Source organism: Streptomyces europaeiscabiei (genome assembly GCF_001550375.1).
In the GTDB taxonomy this organism is placed as follows: domain Bacteria; phylum Actinomycetota; class Actinomycetes; order Streptomycetales; family Streptomycetaceae; genus Streptomyces; species Streptomyces europaeiscabiei.
In genome coordinates this window covers 1-23,168 of record NZ_LRTR01000502.1, presented here as the reverse complement: position 1 = coordinate 23,168, position 23,168 = coordinate 1, and the positions used below count along the sequence as shown (strand labels likewise).

General features: G+C 69.2%; 19 protein-coding genes. 2 read left to right on the top strand and 17 right to left on the bottom strand.

Going from position 1 to position 23,168, the window contains the following annotated elements:
- Window positions 1-399: 399 nt before the first annotated feature.
- From aroB to AWZ10_RS24130, 16 genes are all read right to left on the bottom strand, one after another.
- Window positions 400-1,491, bottom strand: a complete 1,092-nt coding sequence (gene aroB, locus AWZ10_RS24205) for a 3-dehydroquinate synthase (RefSeq protein WP_046705318.1) — start codon at window positions 1,489-1,491, stop codon at window positions 400-402.
- Window positions 1,488-1,970 (bottom strand): shikimate kinase, encoded by a 483-nt coding sequence (locus AWZ10_RS24200; protein ID WP_107417491.1) that lies wholly within the window; start codon window positions 1,968-1,970, stop codon window positions 1,488-1,490. Before AWZ10_RS24200 ends, aroB begins: the two co-directional genes overlap by 4 nt.
- A 32-nt stretch (window positions 1,971-2,002) precedes the next feature.
- Entirely contained in the window at window positions 2,003-3,187 is a 1,185-nt protein-coding gene (gene aroC, locus AWZ10_RS24195) for a chorismate synthase (protein WP_060892026.1), read from the bottom strand.
- Window positions 3,188-3,447: 260 nt separating this feature from the next.
- Window positions 3,448-3,906 carry a (2Fe-2S)-binding protein gene (locus AWZ10_RS24190; RefSeq protein WP_046705315.1) on the bottom strand — a complete coding sequence of 153 codons (459 nt, stop codon included), beginning with the start codon at window positions 3,904-3,906 and terminating at the stop codon, window positions 3,448-3,450.
- 81 nt (window positions 3,907-3,987) lie between these two features.
- Window positions 3,988-6,195 (bottom strand): xanthine dehydrogenase family protein molybdopterin-binding subunit, encoded by a 2,208-nt coding sequence (locus tag AWZ10_RS24185; protein WP_060892025.1) that lies wholly within the window; start codon window positions 6,193-6,195, stop codon window positions 3,988-3,990.
- 108 nt (window positions 6,196-6,303) lie between these two features.
- Window positions 6,304-7,143, bottom strand: a complete 840-nt coding sequence (locus tag AWZ10_RS24180) for a shikimate dehydrogenase (protein WP_060892024.1) — start codon at window positions 7,141-7,143, stop codon at window positions 6,304-6,306.
- The gene (mltG, locus tag AWZ10_RS24175) at window positions 7,144-8,949 is read right to left on the bottom strand and encodes an endolytic transglycosylase MltG (RefSeq protein WP_060892023.1); all 1,806 of its coding nucleotides are present in this window, start codon (window positions 8,947-8,949) and stop codon (window positions 7,144-7,146) included. It lies immediately after the preceding gene.
- Window positions 8,950-9,073: 124 nt separating this feature from the next.
- A complete protein-coding gene (gene ruvX, locus AWZ10_RS24170; protein ID WP_046705311.1) occupies window positions 9,074-9,580 on the bottom strand; it encodes a Holliday junction resolvase RuvX in 507 nt (168 codons plus the stop codon).
- Entirely contained in the window at window positions 9,577-12,249 is a 2,673-nt protein-coding gene (gene alaS / locus AWZ10_RS24165) for an alanine--tRNA ligase (RefSeq protein ID WP_060892022.1), read from the bottom strand. The genes ruvX and alaS overlap by 4 nt, the downstream gene beginning before the upstream one ends.
- Window positions 12,249-12,623 (bottom strand): hypothetical protein, encoded by a 375-nt coding sequence (locus AWZ10_RS24160; RefSeq protein WP_046705309.1) that lies wholly within the window; start codon window positions 12,621-12,623, stop codon window positions 12,249-12,251. Before AWZ10_RS24160 ends, alaS begins: the two co-directional genes overlap by 1 nt.
- Window positions 12,624-12,630: 7 nt before the next feature.
- Window positions 12,631-13,077 (bottom strand): DUF948 domain-containing protein, encoded by a 447-nt coding sequence (locus tag AWZ10_RS24155; protein WP_060892021.1) that lies wholly within the window; start codon window positions 13,075-13,077, stop codon window positions 12,631-12,633.
- 208 nt (window positions 13,078-13,285) lie between these two features.
- Window positions 13,286-13,900 (bottom strand): 30S ribosomal protein S4, encoded by a 615-nt coding sequence (gene rpsD / locus AWZ10_RS24150; RefSeq protein ID WP_046705307.1) that lies wholly within the window; start codon window positions 13,898-13,900, stop codon window positions 13,286-13,288.
- A 301-nt stretch (window positions 13,901-14,201) separates the two neighbouring features.
- Window positions 14,202-15,557 (bottom strand): replication-associated recombination protein A, encoded by a 1,356-nt coding sequence (locus tag AWZ10_RS24145; RefSeq protein WP_060892020.1) that lies wholly within the window; start codon window positions 15,555-15,557, stop codon window positions 14,202-14,204.
- Window positions 15,558-15,640: 83 nt separating this feature from the next.
- Entirely contained in the window at window positions 15,641-16,279 is a 639-nt protein-coding gene (locus AWZ10_RS24140; protein ID WP_078935374.1) for a vitamin K epoxide reductase family protein, read from the bottom strand.
- Between the two features lie 137 nt (window positions 16,280-16,416).
- Window positions 16,417-17,679 carry a histidine--tRNA ligase gene (hisS, locus tag AWZ10_RS24135; RefSeq protein WP_060892019.1) on the bottom strand — a complete coding sequence of 421 codons (1,263 nt, stop codon included), beginning with the start codon at window positions 17,677-17,679 and terminating at the stop codon, window positions 16,417-16,419.
- Window positions 17,680-17,692: 13 nt separating this feature from the next.
- Window positions 17,693-18,403 (bottom strand): MBL fold metallo-hydrolase, encoded by a 711-nt coding sequence (locus tag AWZ10_RS24130; protein ID WP_046705303.1) that lies wholly within the window; start codon window positions 18,401-18,403, stop codon window positions 17,693-17,695.
- Between the two features lie 169 nt (window positions 18,404-18,572).
- Between AWZ10_RS24130 and AWZ10_RS24125 the strand changes: the two genes are divergently transcribed.
- Together AWZ10_RS24125 and AWZ10_RS24120 are read left to right on the top strand one after the other, a co-directional pair.
- Window positions 18,573-19,415 (top strand): peptidylprolyl isomerase, encoded by an 843-nt coding sequence (locus AWZ10_RS24125; RefSeq protein WP_046705302.1) that lies wholly within the window; start codon window positions 18,573-18,575, stop codon window positions 19,413-19,415.
- Between the two features lie 135 nt (window positions 19,416-19,550).
- A complete protein-coding gene (locus AWZ10_RS24120) occupies window positions 19,551-20,780 on the top strand; it encodes a DUF349 domain-containing protein (RefSeq protein WP_046705301.1) in 1,230 nt (409 codons plus the stop codon).
- Between the two features lie 75 nt (window positions 20,781-20,855).
- Here AWZ10_RS24120 and AWZ10_RS24115 read toward each other — a convergent pair.
- A partial coding sequence (locus AWZ10_RS24115; protein ID WP_060892018.1) for a RelA/SpoT family protein occupies window positions 20,856-23,168 on the bottom strand: 2,313 nt, incomplete at its 5' end.

Sequence of the window (23,168 nt, the reverse complement as noted above, 5' to 3'; positions counted from 1 at the left end):
CGGGGTCATGCGCGCGGGCGGGGGTGGCGGCACGGGGCCCGGGTGTGTGCCCGGCGGCACCGGGTGACTCCCGCCTGTGTGCCCCGGAGGGTTCGTGCCCGGCGCTCCCGGGTGAGGGGGTGCCGGGTGTCCCTGTTGGTTCTCGGGCGGCGCCCAGGGAGCCGCAGGGTCCTGCCCCGGCCGATGGGGCGGCGGCAGCGGAGCTCCCACTGCGTGCTGCATCCGGTGCCACTCCGTCTCGTACAGTCACATCGACACTGGCGGGCGGGGCCTCTCGACCCCGCCCTTACCGAACGGTACCGTCCCCGGCCGTCCTTTGGTGAACGGCCGGGGGCAGCCCGAAGTGCCCAAGTGGCCAGGGACACAAGGCGAATCGGGCAAGAGCTGCCCGAGCGGGCGTTACTGGCCCACTTCGCCGTAGGCGGCGAGCAGGATCGCCGGGTCGGGTCCTTCGAGGACGGTGGGCTTGGCCAGGCCGTCCAGGACGATGAAGCGCAGCAGGTCGCCCCGGGACTTCTTGTCGACCTTCATCGTCTCCAGCAGTTTGGGCCACTGGTCGTAGCGGTAGTGCAGCGGCAGGCCGACCGCTTCGAGGACCGTGCGGTGACGGTCGGCGGTCGCGTCGTCCAACCGGCCCGCCAGGCGGCCCAGTTCGGCCGCGAAGTGCATGCCTACGGAGACGGCCGCGCCGTGGCGCCACTGGTAGCGCTCGTTCTTCTCGATCGCGTGGGCCAGGGTGTGCCCGTAGTTGAGGATCTCGCGGCGCCCGGACTCCTTCAGGTCGCCGGAGACGACCTCGGCCTTGACCCGGATCGACCGCTCGATCAGCTCCGAGGTGTGCGGCCCGGCCGGTGTGCGCGCCGCCTGCGGGTCGGCCTCGACGAGGTCCAGGATCACCGGGTCCGCGATGAACCCGGCCTTGATGATCTCGGCGAGCCCGGAGACGTAGTCGTTGACCGGCAGCGAGTCCAGTGCCGCCAGGTCGCACAGCACCCCGGCCGGCGGGTGGAACGAGCCCACCAGGTTCTTGCCCTCGGCCGTGTTGATGCCGGTCTTGCCGCCGACAGCCGCGTCGACCATGGCCAGAACGGTCGTCGGGATGGCGATCCAGCGGACCCCGCGCAGCCAGGTCGCCGCCACGAACCCGGCGAGGTCCGTGGTGGACCCGCCGCCGACACCGACGATCACATCGGTGCGGGTGAACCCGGACTGGCCCAGCGCCTTCCAGCAGTACGCGGCGACCTCGGCGGTCTTGGCCTCCTCCGCGTTCGGCACCTGGATCGCGACCGCCTCGAAGCCCTGCCCGGCCAGATCGGCCCGCAGCGCCTCAGCGGTGTCGTCCAGCGCCTCGGGATGGATCACCGCGACCCGCTTGACCCGGTTGCCGATCAACCCGCCCAGCTCACCGAGGAGCTGACGCCCCACCAGGACCTCGTACGGCTCGGTACCCGCCGTACCGCCGACCTGGATACGGGTCACTGTCTCGCTCATGCTTCCTTCAACTCCAGTGCGTCCAGGGCGGCTCGGGTGACTTCCTCGGGCGTACGGCCGTCGGTGGCGACGACGGCCGTGGCGACCTCCTCGTACAGGTTCCGCCGGGCCTCCATCAACTCCCGCCACTGCTTGCGGGGGTTGACGGCCAGCAGCGGGCGGGCGGTGTTGAGACCGGTGCGCTTGACCGCCTCCTCGACGTCCATCGAGAGGTAGACGACGCGCTGCCCGGCCAGCAGGGCGCGTGTGTCGGCGTCGAGGATCGCGCCGCCGCCGAGGGCGAGGACGCCGTCGTGCCCGGCCAGTGCCGTGCGCACGGCCCGCTTCTCGATGGCGCGGAAGGCGGACTCGCCCTCGTCGACGAAGATCTCCGCGATCGCGCGGCCCTGCTCGGCCACGATGTCGTCGTCGGTGTCGCGGTAGACGACGCCGAGCCGCTCGGCGAGCAGCTGTCCGACGGTGGACTTGCCGACGCCCATGGGGCCGACGAGTACGACCAGAGGCACCGGGGTCACCGGATCGCGAGGTGGTCGAGGTAGGAACGGACGTTGCGGGCCGTCTCGGTGACGCTGTCGCCGCCGAACTTCTCCGCCACCGCGTCCGCCAGCACCAGGGCCACCATCGCCTCGGCGACGATGCCCGCGGCGGGCACGGCGGAGACGTCGGAGCGCTGGTGGTGGGCCTGCGTGGCCTCACCCGTGGTCACGTCCACGGTCCGCAGGGCGCGCGGCACGGTCGCGATCGGCTTCATCGCCGCCCGCACCCGCAGCAGTTCCCCCGTGGTCAGACCGCCCTCGGTGCCACCGGAGCGGCCGGAGACCCGCCGGATGCCCTCGGGGGTGTTCACGATCTCGTCGTGCGCCTTGGAGCCCGGCACCCGGGCCAGGTCGAAGCCGTCACCGATCTCGACGCCCTTGATGGCCTGGATGCCCATCAGCGCGCCGGCGAGGCGGGCGTCCAGCTTGCGGTCCCAGTGGACGTGCGAGCCGAGGCCCACCGGCACGCCGTACGCCAGGATCTCGACGACCCCACCGAGGGTGTCGCCGTCCTTGTGGGCCTGGTCGATCTCCGCGACCATCTCCTTCGACGCGTCCGCGTCCAGGCAGCGCACCGGGTCCGCGTCCAGCTTCTCCACGTCGGCCGGCGTCGGGTAGACGCCCTGCGGGGCCTTCGCCGCCGCCAGCTCCACCACGTGGCTGACGATCTCGATGCCGGCCGTCTCCTTCAGGTAGGACCGGGCGACGGCGCCGAGGGCGACCCGGGCCGCGGTCTCCCGGGCCGAAGCCCGCTCCAGGATCGGGCGGGCCTCGTCGAAGCCGTACTTCTGCATGCCCGCCAGGTCGGCGTGACCGGGCCGGGGGCGGGTCAGCGGGGCGTTGCGGGCCAGACCGGCGAGGATCTCCGGGTCGACCGGGTCCGCCGACATGACCTGCTCCCACTTCGGCCACTCGGTGTTCCCGACCATGATCGCCACCGGCGAGCCCATGGTCAGACCGTGCCGCACACCGCCGAGGAAGGTGACCTCGTCGCGCTCGAACTTCATCCGCGCACCGCGCCCATAGCCCAGGCGCCGCCGGGCCAGGTGGTCCCCCACCATCTCCGTGGTGATCGGCACGCCGGCGGGAAGACCCTCCAGCGTCGCGACAAGTGCGGGACCGTGGGACTCCCCCGCGGTCAGCCAGCGCAACCTGCTCAACGGTGCTCCTCAGTGCTCGCGCCCGGTACTGCGTCCTGCCTGCGTGTACGCGCGTCCTCGCGTACGGCGACGGCTCCCGGGTGCGCGGCCCCGGCCCGCCACCTCCGATCCTCCCACGTCCGGGGCGGGGACCTGGTCACGGGTCCATCAGACGGACGGGCGTACGGGGAGCGTCGCGCCGTCCGGCGTTCGGCGGCCGTACACACGGAGCACCGTCCCGCCGATCGAACGGATGACCGCGCCCGGAACACCTCGCCGCGTCACCCCATCTTCGCCGCCGCGCTCTTGATCGCCTCACGGATGCGGAAGTACGTGCCGCAGCGGCAGACGTTCGCGATCTCGTCGATGTCGGCGTCGGTGGGGTTCTTCGTCCGCTTGAGCAGGGCGACGGCGGCCATGATCTGTCCGGGCTGGCAGTAGCCGCACTGGGCGACGTCCTGCTCCAGCCAGGCCTCCTGGACGGGATGCAGTTCGTCGCCGTCGGCCAGCCCCTCGATGGTGGTGACCTCGCGGCCGGCCGCGTCGGCGACCGGGACCACACAGGGCCGGACGGCCTCGCCGTCGAGGTGGCTTGTGCAGGCCTTGCAGACGTCGATGCCGCAGCCGTACTTGGGCCCGCGGACACCGAGCAGGTCGCGCAGCGCCCACAGCAGGGGCAGGTCGTCGGGGGCGTCGACGGTGACGGTCTCGCCGTTGACGATGAAGGTGTGGGAGGGCATCGATGTGCTCCTGGAGCCTGGCGCGGGTCGCCGCGCGGACGTACGAGGGGGCTCAGCGGGTGACGGCTGATGCGAGCGGGCTCAGCGGGGGAATGGCGTGAAGTCCACGTCGAAGTTGACGGGGAAGCGGCGTGGCTTGGTGCCGGTGGCCCGCGCGTAGGCGTTGGCGACGGCGCCGACGGCCGCCGGGACGCCGAGTTCGCCCGCGCCGCCGGGTTCGTCGGCTCCCTCGATGACGAAGATCCTGACGTCCTTCGGGGAGTCCTTCTGGCGGGCGTAGTGGAACTGTGAGTAGCTGCCTTCCAGGGGCAGCCCCTCGTCGATGTGGAGGCCGGCCCGCAGGGTGGTGGAGACGGCGTCCGTGAGCCCGCCGAGCAGTTGGGCCTCCAGCCCGCGCGGGTTGATCACCCGGCCCACGTCGGCCACGATGACCGCCTTCGTCACCCGGGGTTTCTTGGGATCGGTGGCGTCGATCTCGACCAGACAGGCCGTGCAGGCCTTGTACTCGTCGTGGAAGGCGACGCCCTGGGCCCAGCCGTCCGGGAGACTGCGCCCCCAGTCCCCTTCCGTCGCGGCCTTGTCGAGCACGGCCCGCTGCCGCGCCGTCTTGAGGAACTCCCGGCGGAAGACGACCGGGTCCTTGCCGAGCTTCGCCGCCAGCTCGTCGACGATGATTTCCTCGGCCCCGCGCGTGTTGGCCGAGTACACCGAGCGCCACGACCCGGTGTGCATCTTGACCGGCACCTCGGTGAGCGTCTGCGTGGTGAACCCGAAGTTGTACGGGGATTTCACCGTGGTCAGGAACAGGGTCTGCGCGAAGGTCGCGTTCCCGATGCCGGACGGCAGGCTCGCCGCGGCCGCGGTGATCGCGTCGCCGAGCCCGTGCCGGAAGTCGGTCTCCACGGCGGCCACCTGGTGCTGGAAGGTGAGCACCTGCCCCACGGCGTAGGTGGCACGGATCCGGTGGTGGGTGGCGGGCCGCATCCGCCCGTGCCGCATGTCGTCGATCCGCGACCACATCAGCCGTACGGGCCGTCCGCTCTTCTTGGACACGACGGCGGCCTCGAGAGCCGCGTCGTGGAAGAGCCGCCGTCCGAAGGACCCGCCCGACTGCACGACGTGGACCTTCACTTTGGACACCGGCAGTCCGACGGCCTTCGCGATGGCGGCCTGCGCGACGATCGGCGACTTCAGCCCGGACCAGATCTCGGCACGGTCGGCCCGTACGTCGGCGACCGCCGAGTTGGTCTCCAGCGGCGCGTGGCTGGCGAACGCGAAGTCGAACTCCCCCTCCACCTTCTTCACCAGCAGCCCGAGCACGTCCAGCGAGGGTGTCGCCGCCTTCAGCCTGGCCCTGATGTCGTCGTCCGACAGCGCGTCGACGCTCCCCGGGCCCCAGGTGACGTCCAGCGCCTCCTTGCCGTCGAGGGCCTGCCCGAACGTCTCCGCGACAACGGCGACACCACTGTCGATGGTGACCACGTCGAGCACACCGGGCATGGCCCGTACGGCGGCCTCGTTGTTGACCGCCTTCACGGTGCCGTTGATCGTCGGCGGCCGGCGCACCATGCACGGCTTGGCCCCGGGCACATCGAGGTCCAGTGTGTAGACCTGCTTGCCGGTGACCATGGCACGGGCGTCGATGCGCGAGGTGGGGCTGCCGACGACGGCGTGCTCGGACTCCTTCTTCGGCGTGACGACGAGGGAGCCGAGGTCGAGGGAGGCGGCGGCCGCCGACAGCGAACCGTAGGAGGCGGTACGCCCGTCCGGCGCGACCACGACGCCCTGCCGCACCGCCAGGTCTCCTGCGCGGAGTCCCCATTGCTTAGCGGCGGCGCGGACCATCCGCGCCCGCGCGGCAGCCGCCGTGTGGCGCACCGGGTCGTAGAGCGAACGGATCGAGTTGGAGCTGCCGGTGAGCTGGTTGAAGAGCAACTCGGGCCGGGCGTCGTCCAGTTGGATGCGCACCCGGTCGAGCGGAGTGTCCAGCTCCTCCGCCACCAGCATCGCCACCGCCGTGGTGAGGCCCTGCCCGACCTCCTCCCTCGGCAGCCGGAAGTGGGCGATGCCCTCCTCGTCGACGCTCAGCACCAGCATGTTCGCCGTCGGCACCCCGGCCAGGATCAGCAGATCACCGAGGTCCACCAGGTCCGCCGGCGCCGGCAGCGTGGGTATCGCCGCGTCGGCGACGCCGGGCGCATAGGCGTCCAGACCTATCTCGGTCGCTACGGCGAGCGTGGGCGCGGCCACCAGATAGGTGAGAAACCTGCGCCGGGAGTGAGGTGACATGGGGGCTCCGTTCAACGCCCCGCCTGCGTCGCCGGGCCGCCCGGTGATGATCGCCGCTGGTTACCCCTTGGTACAAGCCGGTTCACGAGATCAGCACGCCCAGGCCGCTCAGCCCCGTTCGGCCAGCGCCCGCTCCCCCGCCTGCCGCATCGCGCCCACGGGAGCCGTCTTGCACCCGGTCATCTGCTCGACCTGCAACACGGCCTGGTGCACCAGCAGATCAAGCCCGCTGACCACGGCACCGCCGAACGCGGACCACCGCGCCGCCAGCTCCGTGGGCCACGGGTGGTACAGCACGTCGAACAGCGTCGTCGGCCGCTCCGGCACCGCACCGGACAGCGCGTCCGTCGCCCCGGCGGGCGTCGTGGCGATGACGAGGGGAGCGCTCAGCCCACGCTCGGCCTCCGCCCAGTCCGCCGTACGCACCTCGACGTCCAGCCGCTCGCCCCACTGCCGCATCTCGGCGGCCCGAGCCTCGCTCCGTACGTACGCCACGACCTCACCGGTGCAGATCCGGGCGAGCGCGGCCAGCGCGGAGGAGGCGGTGGCTCCCGCGCCGAGAATCGCCGCCGACTCCACCTGCTCGATGCCCCGCTCCCGCAGGGCGGCGACGATCCCGGGGATGTCGGTGTTGTCGCCGACCCGCCGTCCGTCCTCGGTGAACACCAGTGTGTTGACCGTCTCGACGGAGGTCGCCGTCTCGCTGATCTCGTCCAGCAGCGGAATGACCGCCCGCTTGAGCGGCATCGTGAGCGAGAGCCCGGCCCACTCCGGTCCGAGCTTCTCGACGAACCCGGGCAGCGACTCCTCGTCGACCTCGAAACGGTCGTACGTCCAGTCGGTGAGCCCGAGTTCGGCGTACGCGGCCCGGTGCAGCACCGGGGACAGCGAGTGGGCGATCGGTGAACCGAGCACGGCGGCCCGGTGCTTGCTGTCGGTGCGGCTCATCTATCCGTTCTGCTCTTCCTCGTACTTCTTGCGGTTCCGGTTGTGCTCTTCGTTGGTCACCGCGAAAAGCGTCTCGTCCGCATTGATCGACACGAAGTAGTACCAGTCACCCTTGGCCGGCTTGAGTGCCGCCTTGATGGCCACCTCACCCGGATTGTCGATCGGTCCGGGTGGCAGACCCTTGATCTTGTACGTGTTGTACGGGTCGTCGATCTGTCGCAGCGAGTTCACCGAACCCGTGGCCAGCTTGGATTCACCACGCAGGTAATTCACCGTGGAGTCGAAGTCGAGGAGTCCGTAGGTCTCGGTGTTGTTCTTGTCGAGCCGGTTGTAGACGACGCGGGCGACCTTCAGGAAGTCCTTCTTGTACTTCCCCTCGGCCTGGACGAGGCTCGCCACCGTGAGCACCTGGAGCGGATTCTCCAGCTTCAGAGCCTCGGCCTTGTCCTCCAGGTCCAGTTCCTCGTACTTCGCCTTGGCGAGGTCGACCATTTCCTTCAGGACGGCCTCGGGCTTCATGCCCTTGGCGATCGGATAGGTGGACGGGTAGAGGAATCCTTCCAGCGGATCCTTGATGTCGTCGTTGTCGTTCGCCCAGTCGGGAAGGCCGAGGGTCTCCCACTTCTTCTCGGCGACCTCCTCGGTCGTGCCCTCCTTCAGGCCCAACTCCTTGTCGATCGCGGCGTAGACCTCGTTGTTCCGCTTGCCTTCGGCGACAGTGAAGTTGTTCTGGCTCTTCGGGTCGAGCATCAGGGTGATAGCGCTTTCGGCGGACATCTCCTTCTTGAGGAGATAAACGCCCGCCTGAATCTGGGGCTTCTCGGGATTCTGCGCCAGTGCGGCCGTGAAGGCGTCCACACTCTTGACGACTCCGGCCGCCTTCAGCTTCTGCCCGATCACCGAACCGAATTCACCCTTGGCGACCGTGATCGTAACGGTCTCGTTCGTACCGTTCCCCGAATAGTCGGGGGTCTCGGCGTAACGGGTCTGATAGAACTGGTACGCGAAATAACTGACCCCGGCGAAGCCGCCGCCGAGAACCACGACGACCACCAGGCAGGCAAGACCACTGCGGCGCTTCTTACCGCCCTTGCCCGGCTTCTTCGCCTTGCCGCCGCGGCCCTTCCGGTCACCCCGGCCGACGCGTTTCCCGGCCTCGTCGTCATCGTCGTCGTCTCCGCCGCCGGCGAAGAACGCGTGCTCGCCCTGGTCCGGCCCGGGATCCCAGTCGGTCCGCTCTGCGACGGGCGGCTGCTGCTCGGCCTCGGGCTCCGGAGAGGGTGCGGCTTCGGCTGCGGGCGTGGCTTCCGCGCGACGGCGCGAGGGCGGCTCCGGCGGCGGATACGCGTCGGGTGTGCCGTAGAAGTCCTGTTGGCCGCCGCCGTAGGCCATCGCCTGCTGCTGCGCGCCGTAGGGGTCGGCCGGATCGGCGACGTAAGGACCCTGCGCGTGCTGGTGTGTTCCGTTGTTCCAGCCGCCGTTGGTGTGGTCGTACTGCTGCTGGTCATGACCGGTGTACTGCTGCTGATGCTGGTTCTGGCCGGGGTACTGCTGCCCGGGGTCGCCGTACTCCTGCTGGTACTGCTGCTGGGCGTAGGCGTCCTGATGACCGTTGTTCCAGGCGCCGTTGCCGTTGTCGTACTGCTGCTGGTACTGCTGCTGCTCCGGGTACTGCTGCTGCGGCTGGCCGCCGTATGGGGACTGCTGGCCCGCCTGAGCCTGCTGTCCGTCCCATCCGCCGTCCCCGTACAACGGGTCGTCCGGATGCCACGGTTCGGAGCCCGGGCCCCGGCCATACTCAGTCATCGATCCCCTAGAGCCGCGAGGCGGCGGTCACGCGGGGCTTGTGGCTCTGCTTTCGTCCCCGCCTCTTCTTGTGCGGCGGCTGTTCGAAGGCCACCGCATCGCGCGGAACGTTACCGTATCGCGATCAGATGACCACTTCGACGCCCTCGCCCGGAGCTTTACCAGACGCCCGTTCGGATTCCAGCGCCTGTTGCAGGATGATCACGGCTGCTGCCTGGTCAATGACCGACCTGCCCTTTTTGGATTTCACGCCCGAGGCACGCAGCCCTCGACTCGCCGTCACTGTGGTCATCCTCTCGTCGACGAGTCTGACCGGAACGGGCGCGATCATTCGAGCCAACTCCTGGGCGAAACCCCGTACCTTGACGGCGGCCGGGCCCTCTCCTCCCTTCAGGGAACGCGGAAGTCCGACGATTACCTCTATGGGTACGTACTCGTCGATCAGTTGTCTCAATCGACGCTGAGCTGCGGGGATATCGCGTCCGGGAACGGTCTCGACCGGGGTGGCGAGGATGCCGTCGGGGTCGCAGGAGGCGACGCCGATGCGGGCGTCCCCGACATCGAGCGCGAGCCGACGGCCGCGGCGCAGGGCCGGGCCGTCGTCTTCGCTCGGGTGATCCGTCGTGCTCACTTGGCCGTCTCGGCGACCAGGCGTTCGACCGCGTCCACGGCCTCGCCGATGGCGGCCGGGTTCTGGCCACCGCCCTGGGCGACGTCCGGCTTGCCGCCACCGCCGCCACCGAGGGTCTTGGCGGCCGTACGGACCAGGTCGCCGGCCTTCAGACCGCGTTCGCGGGCGGCCTCGTTGGTGGCGATGACCGTCAGCGGCTTGCCGTTCACAGCGGTGAACAGGGCGACCACGACGGCCCGGCCGCCCTGGATGCGTCCGCGCACGTCGAGCACCAGCTTGCGGAGGTCGTCGGCGGTGGTGCCGTCCGGGATCTGACCGGTCACCACAGCAACGCCGGACACGTCCTTGGCGGACTCGGCGAGACCGGCGGCGGCCTGCAGCACCTTCTCGGCGCGGAACTTCTCGATCTCCTTCTCGGCGTCCTTCAGCTTGCCGAGCATGGCCGAAACCTTCTCCGGAAGCTCCTCCGGGCGGCCCTTGATCAGCTCCTGGAGCTGGGCGACGACCGTGTGCTCACGGGCGAGGAAGTTGTAGGCGTCTACACCGACCAGAGCCTCGATGCGGCGTACGCCGGACCCGATGGACGATTCGCCGAGCAGCTTGACCAGGCCGAGCTGCGAGGTGTTGTGGACGTGCGTGCCGCCGCACAGTTCCTTGGAGAAGTCGCCGATGGTGACGACACGGACGCGCTCGCCGTACTTCTCGCCGAACTCTGCGATGGCGCCCTGCTTCTTGGCCTCGTCGAGGCTCAGGATCTCCGCGTGCACGTCCAGGTCGCGGGCGAGCACCTCGTTGATCTTCTGCTCGACGTCGGTCATCACGGCCGTCGGAACGGCGGACGGGGAACCGAAGTCGAAGCGGAAGCGGCCGGGCTGGTTCTCGGAACCGGCCTGGGCGGCCGTGGGGCCGAGGGCGTCGCGCAGGGCCTGGTGGGTGAGGTGCGTGGCGGAGTGGGCGCGGGCGATGGCCGTGCGGCGACGGCCGTCGATCGAGGCCTGGGCCTTGGCGCCGACGGTCACCTCGCCGACCTGGACGACGCCCTTGTGGACGTAGACGCCGGGGACCGGCTTCTGGCAGTCGCGGATCTCGATGACGGCACCGGAGTCGACCTTGATCCGGCCGGTGTCACCGATCTGACCGCCGCCCTCGGCGTAGAACGGGGTGCGGTCGAGGACGATCTCGACCTCGTCGCCCTCGGTGGCGGCGGGCGAGGACAGACCGTCGACGAGGATGCCGACGACCGTCGACTCGCCCTCGGTGTCCGCGTAGCCGATGAACTCGGTCTCCCCGGCGGCGTCGGCGATCTCGCGGTAGGCGCCGAGGTCGGCGTGGCCGGTCTTCTTGGCGCGGGCGTCGGCCTTGGCGCGGTCCCGCTGCTCCTTCATCAGACGGCGGAAGCCGTCCTCGTCCACGGAGAGGCCCTGCTCGGCGGCCATCTCCAGGGTGAGGTCGATCGGGAAGCCCCAGGTGTCGTGGAGCAGGAACGCCTTGTCACCGGCGAGGACCTGGCCGCCGGAGGCCTTGGTGTCCGTCACGGCGGTGTCGAGGATGTTGGTGCCGGCCTTCAGCGTCTTGAGGAAGGCGTTCTCCTCGGCGACGGCGACCTTCTCGATGCGCTCGCGGTCGGTGATCAGCTCGGAGTACTGCTGGCCCATCATGGCGATGACGACGTTGATGAGGTCCTGGACGACCGGGCCGGTGGCACCGAGCAGCCGCATGTTGCGGATGGCGCGGCGCATGATGCGGCGCAGGACGTAGCCCCGGCCCTCGTTGCCCGGGGTGACGCCGTCACCGATGAGCATCACGGCGGTGCGGATGTGGTCGGTGACCACGCGCAGGGAGACGTCTGAGTCCTTGGCGTCGCCGTAGGAGACACCGGTGATCTCGGTGGCCTTGTCGATGACGGCCATGGAGGTGTCGATCTCGTACAGATTCTGCACGCCCTGCAGAATCATGGCGAGGCGCTCCAGGCCGAGGCCCGTGTCGATGTTCTTGCTGGGCAGCTCGCCGAGGATCTCGAAGTCCTCCTTCGAGGTGCCCTCGCCGCGCTCGTACTGCATGAAGACCAGGTTCCAGATCTCCACGTACCGCTCGTCGTTGACGGCCGGGCCGCCCTCGACGCCGAACTCCGGGCCGCGGTCGTAGTTGATCTCGGAACACGGGCCGCACGGGCCGGGGACGCCCATGGACCAGTAGTTGTCCTTCTTGCCGAGGCGCTGGATGCGCTCCTTGGGCACGCCGATCTGCTCGTGCCAGATGCGCTCGGCCTCGTCGTCGTCCTTGTAGACGGTGATCCAGAGCTTCTCCGGCTCCAGGCCGTAACCACCCTTGTCCTGGGGGCTGGTGAGCAGCTCCCAGGCGTGCTTGATGGCACCTTCCTTGAAATAGTCGCCGAAGGAGAAGTTGCCGCACATCTGGAAGAACGTGCCGTGCCGGGTGGTCTTGCCAACCTCTTCGATGTCCGGCGTACGGACGCACTTCTGCACGCTGGTGGCGCGGTCGAAGGAAGGCTTGACCTCACCGAGGAAGTACGGCTTGAACGGGACCATGCCCGCGTTGACCAACAGCAGAGTCGGGTCGTCCGCGATGAGCGACGCCGAAGGGACGACGGTGTGACCGCGCTCCTCGAAGAAGCTCAACCAGCGGCGGCGGATTTCAGCCGACTCCATCAGTGGTCCTCATTCCGGTTGTACGGGTACGACGAGCTGTCGACGTACCTCGGATTCCTGCTGTCCTTCGGGGTGTTGCTGTTCTCGATGGCGACGACGTGCCGGGGGGCCGGGAGTTCCGGGTACCGGTCGGGGTTGGCCTCGATACCGAGGGCCTCGCCCAGTTCGGCCTCCCGCTGGGCCATGTTGTCGCGGACGTCGAGCGCGAAGCCGACCGCCCGGTCCTTGAGCCTGTGGCCCGCATCGACCGCCTTGTGCGCCGCCTGGGTGGCGAGGTGCTCGGGGGTGAGCTGCTTGAGTTTGCGGTTGACCTTGGTGGTGGCCCACACTCCGGCGGCGACCCCTGTGGTGAACCAGAACGTACGACGGAACATCGCTCGGTCAGTCCTTCTTTCCACGGGAGTTGCGCCTGCTCCGGCGCGCACCCGGCACGGTGCGGCCGACGATCACGGTACGACGCTGCTCCTCCGTGGGCTCGCCCTCCCGGCGGCCGCCCATGGCCCGGCGTACGCCGTAGCCGAAGGCGGCGACCTTGACGAGGGGACCGCCGAAGGTGGACGCGACGGTCGTGGAGAGCGCCGAGGCGTTCGACGTGACCTCCTGGACGTCGGACGCGATGGCGTCGACCCGTTCGATCTGGGTCTGCGCGGAGCGGACGGCGGTGGACGCGTCGGCGAGGAGGGGGACGGCCTGGTCGGTCACGTCCGCGACGAGCTTGGTGGTCGCCTTGAGCGTCTGGGCCAGCCTCGCCAGCGCGACGGCGAGGAAGGAGACCAGGATCGCCCAGAAGACGGCCACCAGGATCCCGGCCACCTCTCCACCGGACACTGTCTGCACCCGCTCCCTGGAACATGCCTGAACGTCGAAAACTCGTGTCCCGAGCCTATCGCGCCGGAGCGATCGCCCAGTACCGCATTAATGCCTGCCGCAGCGCCTGCCGCAGTACGGCGAGAGCCCGCCGTCCCGCCCGCCGGGAAGGGCGGGGAGACGACGGGCTGACGCTCGGTGCGTATGTACTACGTCCGTCGAAAGAGGATCAACGGGCGTAGTACTCGACGACGAGTTGCTCGTCGCAGATGACCGGAACTTCCTTGCGGTTCGGCTCGCGGTCCAGGCGGAACGCCAGGGCCTTGAGGTTCACCTGCAGGTAGCGGGGGGTCTCACCGTCCGCGGCGAAGCCACCCTCGCGGGCGACCTCGAACAGCGGCTTCTGACGGCTGCGCTCACGGACCATGACGACGTCGTCCGGCTTGACGCGGAAGGACGGCTTGTCGACCTTGCCGCCGTTGACCTCGATGTGGCCGTGGACGACCATCTGGCGGGCCTGGTAGATCGTGCGGGCGATGCCCGAACGCAGGACCAGCGCGTCGAGACGGCGCTCGAGCTCGATGATCAGGGCCTCACCGGTCTTGCCCTGGACCTTGGAGGCACGCTCGTAGGCGCGGACGAGCTGACGCTCGGACACGTCGTACTGCGCGCGCAGACGCTGCTTCTCCAGCAGACGGACCTTGTAGTCCGAGTTCTGCTTGCGGCCACGGCCGTGCTCGCCCGGCGGGTAGGGGCGGGCCTCGAAGTACTTGACGGCCTTCGGGGTCAGCGCGATGCCGAGGGCACGCGACTTCTTGACCTTGGGGCGGGGCTGGTTCGCCACTTCTTTTCCTTTTCCTCTTCGGCTGCCTCAGGGTTACGGGAGGTCGCATCCGCAGCCGGGGAATCCCGTCAGGCCCGCGAGGGACTTGCCGGGTAGCCGCTCCCCTGGTCTGGGCACATACGTGCAGCACACGAACGGCCCACCGACCGGTCCCGGAACTCCGAGTGGTGGTGGGCTGCCCGCGACACCTACAACGGTGCGCGACGCTCCTGGATCATGAAGATCCGGCTGGATGTCCCGCCTGAGGCGCCGACCGGAGCCGGACACGGGACGCAGCACTGAGGAGGAGTCTACAGGGGGTTCAGGACTGCTTCCGACCGAGGTTCTTCCTGGTCCACTCCACCGCGTCGGCGTACCGGGCCTCGGCTCCGTGCCTGGTCGGTGTGTAGTACTCCCGCTCCTTGATCTCGTCCGGCGCGTACTGCTGGGCGGCGATCCCCTCGGGCAGATCGTGCGGGTACACATACCCCTGCGCGTGCCCGAGCTTGGCCGCGCCCTTGTAGTGCCCGTCCCGCAGATGCGGGGGCACGGGGCCGGCCAGCCCCTTGCGTACGTCTTCCATGGCGGCGCCGATGGCCATGGTCGCGGCGTTCGACTTGGGCGCCAGGGCGAGGGCGATGGTGACGTGGCTGAGGGTGAGGGCCGCTTCCGGGAAGCCGATCATGGCGACGGCCTGGGCGGCGGCGACGGCTATCGAAAGCGCGTTCGGATCGGCGAGGCCGATGTCCTCGCTGGCGGAGATCATCAGGCGCCGGGCGATGAACCGTGGGTCCTCACCGGCCTCGATCATCCGGGCCAGGTAATGCAGCGCGGCGTCGACGTCGGAGCCCCGGATGGACTTGATGAGGGCGCTGGCCACGTCGTAGTGCTGGTCGCCGTCGCGGTCGTACTTCACGGCGGCGCGGTCGACGGTCTCCTCCAGCGTCCGGAGCCCGATCTCCTCCGCCCCCTTGTCGAGGGCGGCGCCGGCCGCGGCCTCCAGGGCGGTCAGGGCGCGGCGGGCGTCGCCGCCGGCGATCCGCAGGAGGTGGGCCTCGGTGTCCTCGGGGAGGGTGACGGCGCTCTTGAGGCCGCGTTCGTCGGTCAGCGCGCGCCTCAGGAGGCCGCGCAGGTCGTCGTCGGTGAGGAGTTCGAGGGTGAGGAGGAGGGAGCGGGACAGGAGGGGGGAGATCACCGAGAAGTACGGGTTCTCCGTGGTCGCCGCGATCAGGGTGACCCAGCGGTTCTCGACGGCCGGGAGCAGGGAGTCCTGCTGGGCCTTGCTGAAGCGGTGGATCTCGTCGAGGAAGAGGACGGTCTCCTTGCCGTACCCGCCGGTGGCGCGGCGGGCGCCCTCGATGACCGCGCGGACCTCCTTGACGCCGGCGGTGATCGCGGAGAGCTCCACGAAACGCTTGTCGGTGGCCTTGGAGACGACGTACGCCAGGGTCGTCTTGCCGGTGCCGGGCGGGCCCCAGAGGATTACCGAGGAGGGGCCGGCGGGTCCGCCGCCGGACTCGCCGACCAGTCTGCGCAGGGGCGAACCGGGCTTCAGCAGGTGCTGCTGGCCCACGACCTCGTCGAGGGTACGCGGACGCATCCGTACGGCCAGGGGGCTGGCGGCTGGGTCCTTCTCCTGGCGTTCTTCTGCGGCGGCGGTGAACAGATCGGGCTCCACGCGAAAACCCTATGTCACGCCACTGACAGTCCGGCCGGTGCCGTCGGCCGGTGCCCGGGGCCGCCGACGGCCGTCCGGAGCCGTCAGCTGGTCCAGAAGTCCCACCAGCGGGTCAGGATCAGCATGCCGATGACGCCGATGTGCATCACGGGCAGGACCCAGGTGAACTCGGCGAAGAAGCCCTTCAGCCAGCCGGGCGCGGGCAGGAAGCCGCCCCGGATGTTGGAGGACGTGACGTACCAGAACATCAGGATCGTGGCGACCCAGGCGAGGCAGCACCACAGGCAGAGCGAGTTGATGTTGTACAGCGACTGGTACTGCAGCCAGGTCACGAAGCCGACACCGAAGGCGGTGCCCGCGTTGAACGTCAGCCAGTACCAGCGCGGGTAGGTCGCACGAGCGAGCAGGCTCATGCCGACGCACATGACGATGCCGTACGCCACCAGGCCGAGCATCGGGTTGGGGAACCCGAAGACCGAGGCCTGGTCGCTCTTCATGATGTTGCCGCAGGAGACCACCGGGTTGAGGCTGCACCCCGGGGTGAAGTTCGGGTCCTCCAGCAGCTTGAACTTGTCGAGCGTGATGACCCAGGACGCGAGCAGCCCGGCCGCGCCGGTGATCAGCAGCAGGATCGCGAAGGCACGACTGCCGCCCACCGTGCGTGGGACCGCGGTGTGTTCCCGCTCGGCGGTGGAGACGTCCTTGACTGTCGTCTTGCTCATCACGTCGATTCCATAGCTTCGAAGAGGCCGCTGGGGCACGGTCATTGTGCCGTACACCCTCGCGCGCGCACCGTTCACTGGACATAAAAGTCGCCCCTGCCACCCGTACAGGGCGGCCGGGGCGACAAGGGTTCGACTCAGCCGAGCCGGGCCTCCAGCTCGGCCACGATCTCGTTCACGCCGACGGCGACCTGCTCGCCGGACTCCATGTCCTTGAGCTGGACGACGCCTTCGGCCAGGTCGCGCTCCCCGGCCACGACGGTGTAGCGCGCACCGCTCCGGTTGGCGTTCTTCATAGCGCCCTTCAGCCCCTTCCCGCCGTACGAGAAGTCGGCCGCGATGCCCACCTTGCGCAACTCGGTGACCTTGGCGAACAGCAGGCGGCGAGCCTCCTCGCCGAGCGGGACGGCGAACACGCTGGTGGCGGCGGGGAGTTCGAGCTCGACGCCCTCCGCCTCCAGGGCCAGGACGGTGCGGTCGACGCCGAGGGCCCAGCCGACCGACGGCAGCGCGGGGCCGCCGATCATCTCGGAGAGGCCGTCGTAGCGTCCGCCGCCGCCCACCGCGGACTGCGAGCCGAGACCGTCGTGGACGAACTCGAAGGTCGTACGGGTGTAGTAGTCCAGGCCCCGCACCAGCTTGAGGTCGTCCTCGAAGGAGACGCCCGCCGCCGTGATCAGCTCGCGCACCTCCTCGTGGTACGCCTTGCAGGCGTCGCAGAGGTAGTCGCGCAGCAGCGGAGCGTCGGTGAGTTGCTTCTGGACGTCCCCGCGCTTGTCGTCGAGGACCCGCAGCGGGTTGATCTCCGCGCGGCGGAGCGTGTCCTCGTCCAGGTCCAGGCCGCGCAGGAACTCCTGCAGGGCGGCCCGGTAGACGGGCCGGCACTCCTTGTCGCCCAGGCTGTTGAGCAGGATGCGGAAGTCGCGCAGTCCCAGCGAGCGGTACGCCTGGTCCGCCAGGATGATCAACTCGGCGTCCAGGGCCGGGTCCTCGGCGCCGATGGCCTCGGCACCGACCTGGGAGAAGTGGCGATAGCGGCCCTTCTGGGGGCGCTCGTAGCGGTAGTACGAGCCGGAGTACCAGAGCTTGACCGGGAGGTTGCCCGCCTTGTGCAGGTTGCCCTCCAGTGCGGCGCGCAGGACGGAGGCGGTGCCTTCGGGACGCAGGGCCAGCCTGTCGCCCCCCTTGGTCTCGAAGGCGTACATCTCCTTGGTCACGATGTCGGTGGACTCGCCGACACCGCGCGCGAACAGCTCGACGCTCTCGAAGCCGGGCGTCTCGATGTAGCCGTAGCCGGAGTCGCGCAGCGGAGCGGCGATGGCCTCACGGACGGCGAGGTACTTGGCGCTGTCCGGGGGCAGCAGGTCGTACGTGCCCTTGGGGGCTTGAAAGGTGCTCACGGAAGGTCTCTCGTCACATTCCTCGTCGGGGAGCCGAGGGGGCTCCCTGGCCGCCGGCGGCCACCTGCCGCAGATACGGGTTGGTGGCGCGCTCCTGGCCGATGGTCGTCTGGGGGCCGTGGCCGGACAGCACCACGGTCGAGTCGTCGAGCGGCAGGCACACGCGGGCCAGCGAGTCGAGCATCTCGGCCATGTCACCGCCGGGCAGGTCGGTGCGTCCGATGGAGCCGGCGAAGAGCAGATCCCCGGAGAAGAACACGGACGGGATCTCCGTGTTCTCGGGCATCCGGAAGGTCACCGACCCCTTGGTATGGCCGGGCGCGTGCGCGACGGACAGCTCCAGACCGGCCAGCTGCAGCTGCGCGCCGTCGGTCAGCTCCTTGACGTCACCCGGCTCCCCCACGGTCAGCTCGCCCATGAGCGGCATGCCGATGGAACGGCCGAGCGCCTTCTCGGGGTCGCTCATCATGTACCGGTCCTCGGGGTGGATCCACGCCGGTACGTCGTGCGCGCCGCACACCGGGACGACCGAGGCCACGTGGTCGATGTGGCCATGGGTGAGGACGACGGCGACGGGCTTGAGGCGATGCTTCTTCAGCGTCTCCTCGACACCCGGGGTGGCCTGGTGGCCCGGGTCGATGATCACGCACTCCTCACCCGCGGCGGGGGCGACCAGATAACAGTTGGTCCCCCAGGCCCCGGCGGGGAACCCGGCAATGAGCACGATCGTCCTTCTTGTGTCGTACGAGGGTGGTGGGTTGCTGTGGATCAGAGCCTACCGGCGCTGCCGTTTCCCCAGCGAACCCATATACGGTACGGGTCACACGCAAACAGTCGACTCAACGGACGCACGACGCACCCGTCGACGTACAGACTCATGAGGAGAGAACCCCGTGGTCAGCCAGGATCAGCGGCGGCGTCAGCTCGCCCGGGAGAAGTTCTTGCGGCAGCAGCAGCGGCGCACGTCCGCGCGACGCAAGGCCCATGTCCGCAACGCCGTGATCGCCTCGGTGCTCGGCGTGATCCTGGTGGGCAGCGTGGCGCTGTACACGACCGACGTCCTCAAGGGCGACGACAAGCAGGACAACGCGAGCGCGGAGGTGACCCCCAGCGCCTCGCCGAGTGCCAGCAAGGCGCCGGACCCGTGCGAGAAGGCGGCCGCGGGCAAGGTGGAGAAGCTCACCTTCAAGAAGGAACCCGCGATCACCATCGACAAGACCGCGAAGTACACGATGGATCTGCAGACGACCTGCGGTTCCATCCCCATAACGATGGACGCGGCGAAGGCCCCCCACACGGTCAACTCGTTCGACTTCCTGGTGAACAAGGGCTACTTGGACCACACCAAGTGCCACCGCCTCACCACGCAGGGCATCTACGTGCTGCAGTGCGGTGACCCGCAGGGCACCGGCATGGGCGGTCCCGGCTACACGATCCCGGACGAGAACCTCAAGGACTCGCGCCTGAAGGGCGACACGTACCCGGCGGGCACGGTCGCGATGGCGAACCAGTTCAACGGGCAGACGGGTGAGGGCAAGAACAGCGGCGGCAGCCAGTTCTTCCTCGTCTTCCAGGACAGTCCGCTGCCGGCCAACTACACACCGTTCGGCACGATCTCCGAGGCGGGCATGAAGGTCCTGACCAAGATCGCCAAGGCCGGCGAGAACACGGGGATGGGTGATGGGACGCCCAATGCGACCGTTGTGATCAACAAGGCGACTGTCAAGAAGTCCTGACCTCCAACGGTGAAATTTCGGTCGCGCGGGATGCGGACAGGCAACCCGCCGGTCGCCTATGTTGGCCGTGACGAAACTGTGGACGATGCTCGGGGGCGCTGAGGCTCCTTGCAGGCATCATGTGGAGGAGGCGCTGTGAGCAGCGACCCGTGGGGCCGCGTCGACGAGACGGGGACCGTGTACGTGCGTACGGCCGACGGCGAGCAGGTCGTCGGTTCCTGGCAGGCCGGCTCCCCCGAGGAAGCGCTGGCCTACTTCGAGCGCAAGTACGAGGGCTTGGTCGTCGAAATCGGCCTCCTCGAGAAGCGGGTGAAGACCACCGATCTGTCGGCGAAGGACGCTCAGGTCGCGATCGACCACATTCGCGAGCAGGTGGACGCGCATCATGCGGTCGGTGACCTGGCCACGCTCAAGGTGCGGCTGGACAAACTCGTCGAGACGGTCGAGGCGCGCCGCGAGGAGCGCAAGCAGCAGCGGGCGAAACAGTCCGACGAGGCCCGGCACTCCAAGGAGGCCCTGGTCACCGAGGCGGAGGAGCTGGCCCAGTCCGACCAGTGGCGGTCCGCCGGTGAGCGGCTGCGGGCGCTGGTGGACACCTGGAAGGGTCTGCCGCGGCTGGACCGCAAGTCCGACGACGAACTCTGGCACCGCTTCTCGCACGCCCGCTCGGCGTTCTCCAAGCGTCGCAAGGCCCACTTCGCGCAGCTCGACGCGCAGCGCGAGGACGCCCGCAAGACCAAGGAGAAGCTGGTCGCGGAGGCCGAGGCGCTGTCGAACTCGTCCGACTGGGGTCCCACGGCGGCGCGCTACCGCGAGCTGATGGCCGACTGGAAGGCCGCCGGACGCGCCCAGCGCGAGCACGAGGACGATCTGTGGAACCGCTTCCGCGGAGCCCAGGACGTCTTCTTCGCCGCCCGCAGCTCCGTGTTCGCCGAGCGTGACGCGGAGCAGTCGGAGAACCTCAAGCTCAAGGAGGAGCTGGCCGGGGAGGCGGAGAAGATCCTGCCGGTGACGGATCTGAAGACGGCGCGTGCCGCCTTCCGCTCGCTCAACGAGCGGTGGGAGGCCATCGGCCATGTCCCGCGTGACTCCCGCCCGAAGGTCGAGGGCCGGATGCACGCGGTCGAGCGGGCCATCCAGGAGGCCGAGGAAACGGAGTGGCGCCGCACCAACCCGGAGGCGCGCGCCCGCGCCGCCGGTCTCACGGGCCAGCTCCAGGCCGCCGTGGACAAGCTGGGCAGCCAGATCGAGGCGGCCCGTGCCCAGGGCAACAACGCCAGGGCCGACAAGCTCCAGCGGGAGCTCGACGGCCGCCAGGCCCTGCTGGACCAGGCGCTGAAGGGTCTGCAGGAGTTCGGCGGCTGACGCCGGCCCGGCACATACGAGAGGGGCTCCCGTACGAACCGTACGGGAGCCCCTCTCGTATGTGCCGGGCCGGGCCTACGGCCTCCGCGCCGACGTCACCCGGTACACGTCGTAGACGCCTTCCACACCGCGTACGGCCTTCAGGACGTGGCCCAGGTGCTTCGGGTCGCCCATCTCGAAGGTGAAGCGGGAGGTGGCGACGCGGTCGCGGGAGGTCTGGACGGCGGCGGAGAGGATGTTGACGTGCTGGTCGGACAGGACTCGGGTGACGTCCGACAGCAGACGGCTGCGGTCCAGGGCCTCGACCTGTATGGCGACGAGGAAGACCGAGGACTGCGTGGGCGCCCACTCGACCTCGAGGATCCGCTCGGGCTCACGTGAGAGCGACTCGACGTTGACGCAGTCGTTGCGGTGCACCGATACGCCGCTGCCGCGCGTGACGAAGCCGATGATGGGGTCGCCGGGGACGGGCGTACAACAGCGGGCCAGCTTGACCCAGACGTCCTCGACGCCCTTGACCACGACTCCGGGGTCGTTGCTGCCGCGCCGCTTGCGGCTGCGGGTGGGCGGTACCGCCTCGTCGATCTCCTCGGTGGCGGCCTCCTCGCCGCCGAGGGCCTGGACGAGCTTCTGCACCACGCTCTGCGCGGAGACATGGCTTTCGCCTATGGCCGCGTAGAGGGCGGAGATGTCCGGGTAGCGCATCTCGTGGGCGAGGGTGACGAGCGAGTCGCCGGTGAGGATGCGCTGGATCGGCAGGTTCTGCTTGCGCATCGCGCGGACGATGGCGTCCTTGCCCTGCTCGATGGCCTCGTCGCGGCGCTCCTTGGAGAACCAGGCGCGGATCTTGTTGCGGGCCCGCGGCGACTTCACGAAGTTCAGCCAGTCCCGGGACGGTCCGGCACCGGCCGCCTTGGAGGTGAAGACCTCCACCAGGTCGCCGTTGTCCAGGGTCGATTCCAGCGGGACGAGGCGTCCGTTGACGCGGGCTCCTATGGTGCGGTGGCCCACCTCGGTGTGCACCGCGTACGAGAAGTCCACGGGCGTGGCGCCGGCCGGCAGCGCTATCACGTCACCCTTCGGCGTGAAGACGAAGACCTCGTTGCGGGACAGGTCGAAGCGCAGGGACTCAAGGAACTCGCCGGGGTCCTCGGTCTCCTTCTGCCAGTCCAGCAGCTGACGCAGCCAGGCCATGTCGTTGAGGTGGTCGTCCTTGCCGGTGGTCCGCGGCTGGTCCGAGCGCACCTTGGAGGCGCCGGCGACGGCCTCCTGCTTGTACTTCCAGTGCGCGGCGATGCCGTACTCGGCGCGGCGGTGCATGTCGAACGTCCGGATCTGGAGTTCGACCGGCTTGCCGTTGGGCCCGATGACCGTCGTGTGCAGCGACTGGTACATGTTGAACTTGGGCATCGCGATGTAGTCCTTGAACCGCCCCGGAACCGGGTTCCAGCGGGCGTGGACGGTGCCCAGGGCCGCGTAGCAGTCGCGGACGGTGTCCACCAGGACGCGGATGCCGACCAGGTCGTAGATCTCCGCGAAGTCGCGACCGCGGACGATCATCTTCTGGTAGACGCTGTAGTAGTGCTTCGGGCGCCCTGTGACGGTCGCCTTGATGCGGGCGGCCCGCAGGTCCTGCTGGACCTCGTCGGTCACTATGGCCAGGTACTCGTCACGCTTCGGTGCCCGCTCGGCCACCAGTCGGACGATCTCGTCGTACATCTTGGGGTAGAGGATCGCGAAGGCGAGGTCCTCCAGCTCCCACTTGATGGTGTTCATGCCCAGGCGGTGGGCGAGCGGCGCGTAGATCTCCAGGGTCTCGCGCGCCTTCTTCTCCTGCTTCTCGCGCTTGAGGTAGCGCATGGTGCGCATGTTGTGCAGGCGGTCGGCGAGCTTGATGACCAGGACGCGGGGGTCCTTGGCCATGGCGACGACCATCTTGCGCACGGTCTCGGCCTGGGCGGCCTCGCCGAACTTGACCTTGTCCAGCTTCGTGACGCCGTCGACGAGGAGGCCGACGGAGTCACCGAAGTCGCGGCGGAGCTGGTCGAGGCCGTACTCGGTGTCCTCGACCGTGTCGTGCAGGAGCCCGGCCATGAGAGTGGCCGGGTCCATGCCCAGCTCGGCGAGGATGGTGGTGACGGCGAGGGGGTGCGTGATGTACGGGTCGCCGCTCTTGCGCTTCTGGCCGCGGTGCCAGCGCTCGGCGACCTGGTAGGCCTTCTCGATCTGGCGGAGCGTGGACGTCTCGATCTTCGGGTCGTTGCCGCGCACGATCCGCAGCAGCGGTTCCAGGACCGGGTTGTACGGGTTGGAGCGCTGCACGCCGAGGCGGGCGAGGCGGGCACGCACGCGGTTGGAGGAGCCGGAGCGCGCCGGCTGGCCCGTGGG

Bases quoted from the DNA above. Each gene is read 5' to 3' on its own strand.
- AWZ10_RS24190 (WP_046705315.1), bottom strand. From the start codon at position 3,906: ATGCCCTCCCACACCTTCATCGTCAACGGCGAGACCGTCACCGTCGAC.
- AWZ10_RS24180 (WP_060892024.1), bottom strand. From the start codon at position 7,143: ATGAGCCGCACCGACAGCAAGCACCGGGCCGCCGTGCTCGGTTCACCG.
- mltG (WP_060892023.1), bottom strand. From the start codon at position 8,949: ATGACTGAGTATGGCCGGGGCCCGGGCTCCGAACCGTGGCATCCGGAC.
- aroB (WP_046705318.1), bottom strand. From the start codon at position 1,491: ATGAGCGAGACAGTGACCCGTATCCAGGTCGGCGGTACGGCGGGTACC.
- AWZ10_RS24185 (WP_060892025.1), bottom strand. From the start codon at position 6,195: ATGTCACCTCACTCCCGGCGCAGGTTTCTCACCTATCTGGTGGCCGCG.
- alaS (WP_060892022.1), bottom strand. From the start codon at position 12,249: ATGGAGTCGGCTGAAATCCGCCGCCGCTGGTTGAGCTTCTTCGAGGAG.
- AWZ10_RS24140 (WP_078935374.1), bottom strand. From the start codon at position 16,279: ATGAGCAAGACGACAGTCAAGGACGTCTCCACCGCCGAGCGGGAACAC.
- AWZ10_RS24160 (WP_046705309.1), bottom strand. From the start codon at position 12,623: ATGTTCCGTCGTACGTTCTGGTTCACCACAGGGGTCGCCGCCGGAGTG.
- AWZ10_RS24200 (WP_107417491.1), bottom strand. From the start codon at position 1,970: ATGGGCGTCGGCAAGTCCACCGTCGGACAGCTGCTCGCCGAGCGGCTC.